Raw genomic sequence first — 13,154 nt, forward strand, 5'->3', positions numbered from 1 at the left:
ATTTACATTACTATTTTTTTTTAGGTGTTTATTATGGGATTTTGTAATTCATGCGGAAGACCTATTGTAAAGGAAGATTACGGTACAAACAAGGACGGCAGTCTCAATCCTGAGTTTTGTAAGGATTGCTATCAGGATGGCGAATACACTGAACCTGATATAACTCTTGAGGAGATGATTGTCAGAAAAACAAAAGAGATGATGGAGAAAAATCCTAGACTTCCGGAAACCCAGGCAACTGGTATTACCGCACTGTTTATTCCAGGATTAAAAAGGTGGAATCCGGAGTTTCAAGATGACTATAAGACTCTCTAACTCCTGTTTAACATAAATTCTTTAACTTTATTTGCTATGAATTCATCATGTGATTGATGATTCTTAATATTGTATAATTCTTCCTGTACATCGTTGAATTTATCGACCAGTTCGTTATATTCAACTAAAAGGGAATCATAATCTTTTTCTAAGCCTTCATTTATTTCATAAATTTCGGCATAGCTAGTTTTAGTGTTGAGGTTTTCCTGCTTAAGGTGATCGTATTTTGTGGAAACCTGATTGTAACTTTCACGAATGTTTGCATGCTCTTCACGAAGTGTGGAACATTTTGTCTTCAAGTTTTTGTTTTCCTCTTTGATGCTTGAATACTTGGTCTTCAGGTTTTCGTTTTCGGTTTTGATATTAACGAATTTGGTTTTGAGGTTTTCATTTTCAACAATAAGTTTTGAATGCTTGTCACGGATGGTTTCATTTTCCTTTTTAAGTGAATCAAGACTGTCCTGTTGCAAATCTCCATATTTAGTTTCCATATCACTTAATGCTGCATTCTGCTCATTGATTTTCGCCTTGAGCTCTTCGATTTGTTTTTCATATTCCAAAGTAGATGAGTTGTTATTATTTTCCTCTAATAGTTTCTCCAATTTTTTCACTTCCTCGACATATAAATAATTAGCTACTCTCAACACTTCTATTTCTTCCTCTCTACTTTTAAACTCTTCTATTTCAGAATTAGGGATAATCAAGACTTCTTCCTTGTTTTCGTATATGTCTTCGTTTTTGGGTACTGTAATCTGGATTTGCTCAGTGGTGTATTTCTTACGCTCTCCGTTTTTCAGTGTTCTGTTATACTCTCTTGAATACTTTTTTACAATACCATTCCCGAATTTCATATAATCCCCTAATCGTTAATGATTAATTTATGATTTTTGGATTTAATAAATATTATGCAAAGCGTCGTAATACTTTTTCATCAATTTTTCTTCTTTAAGTAATACTTTCTAAAAACTTATTATTAATGAAAATTATAAAATTATAATGTTAATCAATAATTTAAGGTGAATCATGAAAAAAAGATATTTTTTAATATTCATTATATTATCATTTTTCATTTTTGCGCAGACATGCTTTGCCGAGGACTGTGATAATAACGTAACTTTGGAGGAAACTCCTCTAGATAATATAGAAAAAGCCCCTGTGGCTGATGAAAAAACGATTTTCATAATATCGGACAACCCAGGCACCAACATCATAGATTCTGCAAGCGATGAGATATGCAATCAGGATAATCTAACAGGATTCAATCTAGTTGTTCGAAGCGGTGAACAGGTAAAGGACATGGATGAAGAGGAACTCCATTCCTTGTTTGAAAAGTCAGATGCATTCATAGGCGAATGGATTAGTACTGATGTCGATTCAGTCTTGACAAGCCTTTTGGGCAAATATCCTGAACTCTCCCATAAGGAATTGTTTTTGATACTTGAGCTTCCTTCAGGTAACCTGAATTCAGATTCCACATCAATAAATCTTATAAGAAACAATACCTTAAATTATGATAAAATCTTTAAATCATTAACAAACGATGAAATAATAAGTTACTTTAAAAATACGAAAAGGGGAACCTCCTTTAATGATGTAAACACCTACATTACAGGCACTGGTTCAAAATTCGGTGATTTTTTTAATAAATTGGTTTTATATAAGGATATAAATGACAAGCAAAACCTCAAAAACCAGATATTATGTGCCTTGAATTATCTGGGCTATGACTTTGCATATTCTGAACCTAATTTCACCGGAACCAAAAATTATGGAATATACCGTGACAGGTGGTATTCACTGGAGGAATACATTGCGACATATTTCGACAAGTCCAAAACACGCACAATTGGTATACTTGAAAGTACAATGTATGTTTCATCACAACAGCTCCATCCGACTTATGCCATAATCGAATCTTTGGAATCAAAAGGCTATAACGTAATTCCTGTCTATGCAGCTGGAGGGTCTGCCGAACAGTTGAGGGTAATGGTTGAGTCATGGACCGGTGCAGGTAGTGATATTGCAGGATTTTTAGCAGATTCCTCAAAATATGATACCTATGTTGATGCCATAGTGTCAATGGTTGCCTATGGTGTCGGTGGTGAAAACTTCACAAAGGCCACCGACTTTTTCGAAGAACTTGGAGTGCCAGTATTCAGGGCGGTTCACTCAGACTATGTTTCAAACGAAATGTGGGAGTTGGGATCAACTGGACTTACAACCGAAAAAAGTGACAAATGGTGGCACATTACCATTGCAGAGACCCAGGGTATTATAGATGCCACATTCGTTGGAGGTCAGGCAAGCTACATTTCAAACCTCACAGGGGCTAGAATCGTTACCTACATTCCTTATAAGAGAAACATTGACCTTTTAACTGATAGAATAGACTCTTGGGTTGACCTCAAATACACTCCTAATGCTGACAAGCTATTGTCCATAATCTATTACAACTATCCTCCGGGAAAACAGAACATCGGTTCCAGCTATTTAGACACCATAAAGAGTATCTACAATATTCTCTACACCTTAAAGGCCAACGGCTATAATGTGGGTGAGCTTCCAAAAAGTGTCAGTGAACTTGAGGATTTGATGTTGAAATGCGGTATCAACGTTGCTACATGGGCACCAGGAGAGCTTGAAAAATTGGCAAACCAGTCAGGAATTACCTTGTTGTCAGTTGATGAATACAACAGATGGTTTGACAGTTTGGATGAAATCGTAAAGATTCAAGTTCGTGAAGGGCCTGTTGCCTATATCGGTGAGCTTTCAAGAAGGGCAGTGGAACTTGACTATACCCTAACAATCGGTGACACAATTGATGACTGGTACAATCAGGTTGTGGCACTTTTACCAGAAAACAATTCAGCAAAATCAAAAGAGGTCTTGGGAAATATTGTCAGTGCTCTTAAACAGTTTACTCAAACAAAGGACATAACTTACTATAATCAATTCCTGCAATACTTTGATGAATTCAAAAAACTTAAAATTCAAGGTTTGAACGGTTGGGGAGAAGCACCAGGAAATGTAATGGTCGTTAACAGGAACGGTAAGGATTACTTTGTAATTCCTGGCCTGACATATGGCAACATTTTCATTGCACCCGAACCTCAGAGGGGATGGGAGTCCGACATAGAAAATCTTTACCACTGTACTGCTGTAGCGCCGACACACCAGTATCTGGCAGCTTACTATTATATGCAGACCAAGTATCCTAATGCAATGATTTTCACTGGTAGGCATGCAACCCACGAATGGTTGCCTGGAAAGGAAATTCTTCTTTCTGCAACTGATTATGGATCTGTTGTAGTTGGTGATGTTCCACAATTATACTTCTATATCGTGGACGGTTTAGGTGAAGCTATTCAGGCTAAAAGAAGAGGTTTTGCAGTTATTATTTCACATTTAACCTCGCCTATGTCATTTACTCATTTATATGGTAATTTGACCAATTTGGCCGGTTTGATAGAGAACTATAAAACTAGTCCTAGTGATGATACAGTAAACCAGATTCGTGAATTGATTATATCCAATGACTATTCAATGAACATTGGTCTTACCAAGGAGGAAGTTCAGACACTCTCAGGCAATCTACTTGTAGACAAGGTCAACACTTTCCTTGTTGGAATGCAGTCCACATTGTATCCTTTGGGTCTTCATGCTTTGGGTGAGATGTGGTCTGAAAACGACTTGGCAAGTACAGTTTCCGCAATGCTTTCATATGACTATGTACTTGGCGACAACCTTGGGACAGTCAATCTCTTCACAGAGCTTTCAAACTATTATTACTCAAAACCCTACAATGACCTTACAGCATTCGAAAGGGAATTCATACTTAACAAATCATATGATATAGTCAAGTCACTCATCTACTGGGATGTTGATACGGTCAATGGTTTATTAATCTCACAAAATGAAAAATTCAACAATCATACCTTTTTGGCTGCACTGAACCTTGCCAAAAAATACATCGAACTGATACAGTTCAGTATACAGAATGAACTTGACGTGATGCTTGACGGTCTAAACGGAAAGTATATTCCTGTTGGAGAAGGTGGGGAGGTTGTAGTAAAACCGGCAGTTCTTCCGACAGGAACCAACATGTTCCAGGACCAGTCCTCAGAGCTCCCGACAATGGAGGCATGGGAATATGCAAAAACCTTGGCTTTACTGACACTTGCAGATTTGAACGACACAACAGAAAAGATCATCATGGGAATCTGGTGTGTTGAAACCGCAAGGGACGACGGTGCGCTGGTATCTACAGTATTGTATCTATTGGGTATGAAACCGGTGTGGACAGACTCATCAAGTGCAGGGTATGACGATGAGGGAAACCCTACAGGTAAAAAGGTGGGGGCAATGCCAGAGGTAATCAAATTGGATGACCTTACCCGTCCTGACGGCTGGGCCAAAAAAAGGATTGATGTTACAGTGATTACCAGTGGTCTGTTCCGTGATTTGTACTCATCACAATCCATACTGATGGACAACGCTTATCGTGTTGCACTTGCAAGATCATACCTTACATTAATCAACAATCCTACTATAAAAAGCAATCAAAACTTGAAATATGCTTTGGAAGCTGTGATGAAAAGTATTAATTATTATGGTGTTTCAAATGAGCCATTGGAGTCTAATTATGTGGCACAACACTGGATGGAGGATGCACTGTACTATTTAAGCACAGGATACAATGCGACCTATGCCGGTGAGTGTGCAATTACAAGAATATTTGCACCTCCGAACGGGGATTACGGTGCGGGAATATCAAAACTAGTTTCAATGTCTTGGACATGGAATGATACAAGTGAATTGGCTGACTTCTACCTTGGAAGAATGGGCAACATGTATTCAAAAAACTACTGGGGGGATACAAATCCTTTGGTATTCTTCAGGGCACTGTCAAATTCAGATACTATAGTTGCAAGCCGTAACACCAACCAGTATGGTGTGCTGGACAACGATGACTTCTTTGACTACTGGGGTGGTCTCTCCATGACAGTTGAGGAAATCTCCGGTAAGGCTCCAAAGTTCAATGTATTGATGTATGCTGACAACAGCAACCCTTACATTTCAAGTCTGGAAGAGGTAATGTATAAGGAAATCGCAGCAAGATACGATAACCCTGAATGGATTAGCGGAATGATGAAGGAAGGATACAGTGGTGCACGTTACATGTCAAATAAGTTCATAAGTAACCTTCACGGTTGGCAGGTCACAAGGTCTTCAGCCGTAACAGATGACTTGTGGAACAGAATCTACAATACATATTACAATGACAAATATGGTTTGGGTGTAAAAGAATGGCTGATGAGCGGTAACAATGCATATTCATTGATTTCAATGAGTGGTACTATGCTCACAACTATCCATGATGGTTATTGGAATGCTGATAAGGCAACAATAAGCGACATAGCAAACACTTGGGCACAGGCTACTGTACAGAATGGTGTTGCATGCTGTGACTGCAGTTGCGGAAACATTGCAATGATGCAATGGGCTGTTCAATACGTCAACCCGGATATTTTGGCACAATTGCTTCCTAAATTATACGAGGCAACCAAAAATCCCGTATTTGCTAACAATACCCAAACTACAGTGCCACCTGAAAGCGATACAAGTAACAAAAACCAGAAGGAGGCTTCAACAATAAATCCTGTTGAGGGTTCAATGTCCTCTTCAACCGTAAGAACAAATTCAAGCTCTTCAACTCAACAGGTTACTGCTCAACAGGGAAGCAATCCTCAAGGGGATGCATTTTCAAGTGTTGGTGAAGGTTCAGAATCAGTTGAAGCAGGTAATTCACAGGCCGAGGGGGCTGACGTTAAAAAGTCAGTTGAAATCAATCCAATCACTTCACAGTCAGCAAGTGAAGTCGGATTATCAATTATTGCTGTTCTTGCAATTCTATGTCTCATTATGGTAGTGGCAGTAGGATACTTTAGGGACAGTGATAAAACCAATAAAACTCAAGATTTAGACAAATTATTCAATGAAAAGATAGGGGAGTAGAAAGATGGATGCAATAAATATTTTATGGCAGGTCGGTATTTTGTCAGCCGTTTTGATATTTGGAATCAAATTAGGTCTGGCAACTGGTCTTGCAAACATGTCAAAGAGATATTTGGCATTGGTGACAATAGGCTATGGTGGAGGAGTTTTGATATTGACTGAAATTTCTTCATTCTTTACACAACAGATTACAGACTTGATTTATACTTATAATTTTGAATTCTTCTTAATTATGGCTGCAATAATGATTCTTGCGGGTATATTTACAATACGCGAATACAAGGTTTTTGAAAAGAATACTACGGCTGCAACATGCATGGCTGTTGTTGCTCCTTGTCCGTGTTGTTTTGGATCAATCATTGTAAGTATCATGCTTGTGGCACCGAGTGTCGGTTTAGGACTGATGGATTTGAGTTTCGTCGTAGCCGGAGCATTGATGTTAACAATTGTTTTAACATACTATGCATCCAATTACCTTGTCAAATTCATTGATAAGCCATATCCGATTGTACTGGGCAATTTCATGTTCTTTTTGGGAATCTATTTCCTTTTATCAGCACTGTTCTTGCCTAATATAACTGCAATGATAGCAAATCCTATGGATGCAATATCAATTTCATCTCCATATTCACTTATTGGAGCCTTGGTGATGATTCTTGTGATTATTGCTGTAGGTGGAATAATATCCAAGAGGAACAGTAATTTCAATTAGGTGTTTACATGGTTACAACAATTCCTGGAAGCGAAGTATTAACATCAACACTGAACATGATTTCACAGAGTCTTCAGATTCCTGTTATCATATTTCTTGTAGTATTTGCGGTTTTTGCCGTATTGGCAATCGGTGGGCTTGTGGCTGAGTATACCTCGAAAAAAAAGGTCACACCCGAATTAATCGAGGAGCTCATTTATGCAATTTCAAATGCTTCAAGCCTAGATGAGATTAAAAATGTCATCAAAAGTGCTAAAATCTATGAATCACAAAAAGTAGTATTGATAAAGATTTTACGTGCCAGTGAACTCACAAGTGATTCAAGACATGCCTTGGCCAAAAAACTTATCGAGTTTGAAGAAACCAAATTTACAAAAACAATTGAAAGGACTGATGTCGTTACACGTATCGGACCTACTCTGGGGCTTATGGGGACCCTGATACCGATGGGTCCGGGACTTGCTGCCTTGGGTGCGGGAGATGTTAACACGTTGGCCAATGCAATCATTGTAGCATTCGATACAACCGTTGTGGGTATCGGTGCAGGGGCCGTTGCCTATTTTGTATCAAAGGTTAGGCGCAGATGGTATGAGGAATACCTATCAAACCTAGATGCGATTGCGGATGCACTTCTTGACAAACTTAATCAATAGGTGGGCATATGGTTCGTGACAAATCCAAAAAAAGATTCGCTGAGGGTGAAGAGGATCCGATGGCCGGAACCTCCAACCTTGTTGATGCAATGCTTGTAATTGCAGTTGGACTATTGATATTTGTGGTTATAAGTTGGAATATGCAAAGTGTTGTTTTTCAGGATAACCAGCAACAGCAGGCCCTTGATGAATCATCTCCTGATGTGACAGAAGTCTCAGAAGGACAGGTTCTCAACGAAACACCCGACACTTCAGACAGTTCAGGTCAGGGATATATGGAGATGGGTAAGGTCTACAAGGACCCTTCAACGGGCAAGCTTATCATGGTTGAAGGGTGAGTAATACTTTTTATTGGGTATTTTTATCTAAAAGTATTATCATTTTTCTTATTTTTTTCTAAAAAGTATTATTTTATATAAAGACTCTATTTTTAGCTCAAATAACAACATTTATTATAGTATTACTTTAAATTAATATTGTACTAATTAAATTAATAAAATTTTTATTAATTTTATTACACATGTACTACGAAATATTTCAAAAGGGGATTATTATGAGAATTAAGAAAATGTTGTTTATATCTATTTTTGTTTTCATGATGGTGCTCTCAATTGGTGCAGTATCTGCTGAAGATGCAGATGATGCAATTGTATCCAGCGATGAAGATATTGTCTTAACAGATTCGGAACCAGTTTCTGGAACTGTATCAGGTGATGTTGATGTTGTAACTGAAAATCCATGGAGTAACAATGGGGAATTGAGTTATGACATTCCTTCCGATGCAAAAACAATTAAGAGTGCGGATGTATATGTAAATGTTTATAGTGGTAGTGCTCAGCCTACTTACGGCGCTAATGCCAATGTGACTATTACCACAAATAATGGAAAAACTAATTATTCTGAATCATTGTGGATAGAAGATGGAAGTACTGACGGAACAGTTTATCCCGTAAACGACCATACCACCAAATGTTACTCTGATTACATGATTCACTATGATATTACCAGTTTGTTAAATGGTTTGAACGGGTCAAGCTTGAAAATTAATGTTGATACATTTCAAATGGATGGCAAACAATTTGACGGTAAAATCAAATTAATAGCATTGGTTTTAGCTTATGATGACGGTGATGATGATTCAATTGGATATTGGATTAATAGTGAGCAATTATGGTCAAAATCAAATGTTAATGTAACATTCAACACTGAAAGTCTAACCAATATTTATGGCACTTCATTAATTAATGTTGTTCTTTCTAGTGGAGATGGTGTTTACAGAATAAACAATGAAATAATTGGGGATGCAGATACTCATCAAAGTGGCAACTATTACCAATATAATAAATGGAATGATGTATCTAGTTTTATCAAAGCTAATGATAAAAACACTCTCAATGTTGCTTATGCGGGAACTAGTGCCTATGGATCGATTAAAAACGTACTTTCAGTTTTAACTGTAAATAGTTTGATAACAGACTTGTCATTAAAAACCGAATATACATCTGTTCCTTCAGCTTATGCAGGAACTAACAATACATTAACTGTCACTGTAAGTACCAATAAGGCAGGAAAATACACTTTAAGATTATTGGCCGACAATGTTCTTGTTAGTGAAATTGAACAAGATTTAATAAGTGGTTCCAATACAGTTTTATTGACTGATCCTACAATTAGAGCGGTTGACGAGACCACAGTTAATGGAGCAACTAACAATAAAGTTAACTATACTGTTAGTTTAATTTTTGAAGGCAATCAAATCAAAAACGAATCAGTAGTGTTACCAATATTATACAATGGTAATTTAGGAAAAGACCTAGCTTATCCTTCTGGAGGATATGAATCATTTTCAAACATCACAATCAACGGTGACATTGTCATTGATGTTAAAGATGTTGCTTCTTATTTGGGTGCTGCTGTAATGAACAGGGAAGATGTTTGGACCATTAACTTGGATTCCAAATCAAGCATAGTCAAATCCTATATTTATGTTCCATATAATTGGTTTAACCCGAATTTAGCTACTGAAGATATTTCTATGTTTAATACCACATTTAATGGCGTAAAAGTTATTCCTGTGGCATTTTACAGAGATCAGGGTAACCTAGGTAACTACGGTAAATATGGATATGGTGTATTGGTTTATGATGTAACCGACTTGACCAAAACCGGTGAAAATTCATTTAATTTAACAAAACTTGCAAAAACTCCTGCTGTTTATCCTAGTGTACTGGTTTACATGTACAATACAACCGGCAGTGCAGTGGTTAAAAATGTATACATATCAAACGGTGCGGACTTGCTTGCAGGAACCTCAAACAACATTGCAAAAAGACCTGTACATTCCGATTCAACAATTGATGTAACTTCTATTGCAGATACCGCAAAATTGTACATACTCGCTGCTAGTGCTCAAGCTGGTGAGGGTAATATAGTATTTAATGGTCAGACCTATGAGAATGTCTGGAGTGGAACTTCCTCCTCAACTGAATTATATGAATTAGACATTACAGATTCAGTTAAAAACAGCAACAACATATCATTTGTTGCAACCGGCTCCACTATATTGGCCTTACAACAAATAATAGTCACAACCCAAAAAGCTCCAACTGTAATCACAGCACCTAGTGCAACTGTTGTATACGGCAATGCTAAAAACTTGGTTGTAACCTTAAAAGATGTAAAAGGCAATGCAATTGTAAATGCTAAGATCTCTGTTGTTTTAAACGGTAAATCTACAACCTTAAACACTAATGCCAAAGGTCAGGCTACTTTAGCTATTCCAACCAATTTGGTGCCAAAAACTTATGCATTAACAATCAATTATGCTGGTGATGATACACATATCAAATCTTCTTTAACAACAACCAAAGTCACTGTCAAAAAGGCTAGTGTAAAGCTGACCGCTAAAAAGGCTATATTCAAGGCTAAAAAGAAATCCAAAAAATATACTGTAACTCTGAAAAACAACAAAGGCAAAGCAATGAAAAAAGTTAAACTCACCTTGAAAGTCAAAGGTAAAACCTATAAGGCAACAACAAATGCTAAAGGTAAAGCAATATTCAAACTTAAACTAACCAAAAAAGGAACATTTAAGGCAAAAATTACCTACAAAGGTGACAAATACTTTAACAAACTTGTTAAAACAGTTAAAATTAAAGTAAAAAGATAGGGATATTAATCTCTATTCCTTTTTTCTTTTTTTACAAAATTATTTTAATCAATTCAGATAAACTACTTTTCATGAAAGTCTTTGGAATATGTGCAAGTCCAAGAAACGGCTCAACCCAATATGTTCTAAAACAGGCATTGGAAAATCTTGACTGTGAAACAGTAATGTTCTCATGTCAGGGAAAGGATTTAAAACCCTGCATGCACTGTGACTACTGTTTAGAAAACAAGGAATGCATAATTAAGGATGACATGGGTGAGGTCTATGAAAACTTCAAAACTTCAGATGGAATAATTCTGGCAACTCCAATTCATTCAGGCTCTGTTTCAGCACAACTGTCAATAATCATGGATCGCACAAGAGCCCTTGAAGCTGTTGACTACAATCTCCTGAGGGGCAAAATCGGCATGAGCATAGCTGTTGGAGGCGACCGTACCGGAGGTCAGGATCTGGCCCACATGACAATTATAAATTACTTCATGATACATGGAATAATCCCCGTGAGCGGTGGACCCTTCGGATCCAATCTTGGTGCCTCATTCTGGTCACAGGATTCGCTGGATGAGATAAAAAAGGACACTTATGGCATGCAGTCCCTTGAAAGGACCCTAACAGAATTTGAAAAATTTCTTAATAAATATATTTAAGTATGATAATCAATTTATAATATATTAAAAAACAATTTTTTTAGGTTTTAATATGGCGAATAAGTTAATACGAGATAGTTTTATAATTTTTATAGGTAACATAATCTTCCGTCTGGGAGGTTATATCTATCGTTTTTTAATGGCGATACTCTTGGGACCTACCGCTTACGGAATTTTAGGAATTACACTACCGTTTCAGGGAATTTTCCAGACCTTATCTGCAGGTGGACTTCCTCCAGCGATAGCAAAATATGTTGCTGAGTATGAAGCCGTCAACGAAAAGGACATGGCCAGACAGACCATCTACACGGCCTTGAAGATAATGGTATTTCTGGGATTCTTCTTTGGGGTATTGATGATATTTGTTGTTGCTCCATGGCTGGCGGACCATTATCTGCACAAGCCCGCTGCCCTGATACCTCTTCAGATTGTAGGTTTGATTACACCGTTCAGTGTTATTGTCGGCGCATTCAGAGGGGCTTTCCAGGGTGTCTATAAGATGGAGTACATCGTTTACACACGTGCCGTCGAACAGCTGGGTATGATTTTATTTGCTACCGCATTTGTTCTGATAGGTCTTTCAACTGTCGGAGCATTGTGGGGTACAGTTTTAGGATATTCCCTATCTGTTGTTGCTGCAGTCTATATTTTCAAGTTCCACATGGGCAAGTTCATTCCTGAAGCCACTGAAGGCTTTGTGTTTACCAAAAAGGACGAACTGAAACTTGCGGGAACACTGGTCAAGTTCTCAATACCTGTTATCATTACCGCAATTGCAGAGATGCTTATTTACAACATCTGTACAATTGTTATGGGAAGGTTTTTGACCTTTGATGACATCGGATTTTTCGCAGCTGCTGATCCTATTGCACGTTTGCCGTTGATTATTTCAATATCCATTGCAACCACTATTCTTCCGGCTTCCTCCGAAGCATTCAAGCTTAAGGATATTCAATCCCTTCAGAAATATGTTTCAGAGGCATATAAGTTCTCATTGCTCTTTGTAGTTCCAATGTGTGTAGGCCTTGCGTTGTTTGCAACACCTACTTTAAGGGTTTTATACTTCAAGAATCCGGCATATGTTGCAGGGGCAAGTGCATTGGCTATTCTGTCAATAGGTATGACATTTTATTCAATATTTGCCATATCAACCAGTATCATTCAGGGAATTGGAAACCCTAGGATTCCTATGTACATTTTGGTTGGAGGAGCTATCGTTACAGGTATTCTAAACTGGATAATGGTTCCTACAATGGGAATTGCAGGAGGGGCATTGGCTACAAGCATCGCATGTCTTTTGATGATGATTCCTTGTATTTTCTTTGTTTTCAGACTGACAAAAACCAAGGCGCCTACGTCTGCGATTGTTAAAATCATCATATCCTCATCAATCATGGGTATTTTCGCATTAATTATTCCTAAAACCACTTTATGGCTGTTCCCAGGAATCTTTGCATGTATAATTGTTTATTTCTTTGCATTGATTTTTACAAAATTCTTCCAGAAGGATGATATTGAAAGTCTAAGGCATCTTTCAGCTCGCTTCGGACCACTATCAAAAATTGTTAACAAGGTCTTGAACTTTGTTGAAAAGTTAGAGTTTAGATAATCGATAAGTTATTTATAATATAATCTTGATAGAT

General features: G+C 37.5%; 9 protein-coding genes. 8 read left to right on the forward strand and 1 reads right to left on the reverse strand.

From position 1 onward, the window contains the following. Positions 1-33 precede the first annotated feature (33 nt). Positions 34-315: a zinc ribbon domain-containing protein gene (locus QZV03_RS00800; RefSeq protein ID WP_296873813.1), complete on the forward strand. Its 282-nt coding sequence runs from the start codon at positions 34-36 to the stop codon at positions 313-315. Here QZV03_RS00800 and QZV03_RS00805 read toward each other — a convergent pair. Continuing rightward, positions 312-1,166 (reverse strand): phosphoserine phosphatase, encoded by an 855-nt coding sequence (locus QZV03_RS00805; RefSeq protein ID WP_296873814.1) that lies wholly within the window; start codon positions 1,164-1,166, stop codon positions 312-314. The genes QZV03_RS00800 and QZV03_RS00805 overlap by 4 nt on opposite strands. A 172-nt stretch (positions 1,167-1,338) precedes the next feature. On the opposite strand from QZV03_RS00805, the gene QZV03_RS00810 reads away from it, so the two are divergent. The 7 genes from QZV03_RS00810 (at position 1,339) to QZV03_RS00840 (ending at position 13,120) form a co-directional block, all read left to right on the forward strand. Next, positions 1,339-6,330, forward strand: a complete 4,992-nt coding sequence (locus QZV03_RS00810) for a cobaltochelatase subunit CobN (RefSeq protein ID WP_296873815.1) — start codon at positions 1,339-1,341, stop codon at positions 6,328-6,330. A gap of 4 nt (positions 6,331-6,334) precedes the next feature. Next, positions 6,335-7,042 carry a DUF2162 domain-containing protein gene (locus QZV03_RS00815; protein ID WP_296873816.1) on the forward strand — a complete coding sequence of 236 codons (708 nt, stop codon included), beginning with the start codon at positions 6,335-6,337 and terminating at the stop codon, positions 7,040-7,042. Between the two features lie 8 nt (positions 7,043-7,050). Continuing rightward, the gene (locus tag QZV03_RS00820; RefSeq protein ID WP_296873817.1) at positions 7,051-7,695 is read left to right on the forward strand and encodes a MotA/TolQ/ExbB proton channel family protein; all 645 of its coding nucleotides are present in this window, start codon (positions 7,051-7,053) and stop codon (positions 7,693-7,695) included. An 8-nt stretch (positions 7,696-7,703) separates the two neighbouring features. Next, a complete protein-coding gene (locus tag QZV03_RS00825; RefSeq protein WP_296873818.1) occupies positions 7,704-8,033 on the forward strand; it encodes a DUF2149 domain-containing protein in 330 nt (109 codons plus the stop codon). Between the two features lie 215 nt (positions 8,034-8,248). Beyond that, on the forward strand, positions 8,249-10,864 hold the full coding sequence (locus QZV03_RS00830; RefSeq protein ID WP_296873819.1) for a DUF3344 domain-containing protein: 2,616 nt from the start codon (positions 8,249-8,251) through the stop codon (positions 10,862-10,864). Positions 10,865-10,935: 71 nt separating this feature from the next. Beyond that, positions 10,936-11,511, forward strand: a complete 576-nt coding sequence (locus QZV03_RS00835; protein ID WP_296873820.1) for a flavodoxin family protein — start codon at positions 10,936-10,938, stop codon at positions 11,509-11,511. Positions 11,512-11,563: 52 nt separating this feature from the next. Continuing rightward, entirely contained in the window at positions 11,564-13,120 is a 1,557-nt protein-coding gene (locus QZV03_RS00840; protein WP_296873821.1) for a flippase, read from the forward strand. The last annotated feature ends 34 nt before the right edge of the window (positions 13,121-13,154 follow it).

The organism is uncultured Methanobrevibacter sp., assembly GCF_902788255.1.
GTDB lineage: Archaea > Methanobacteriota > Methanobacteria > Methanobacteriales > Methanobacteriaceae > Methanocatella.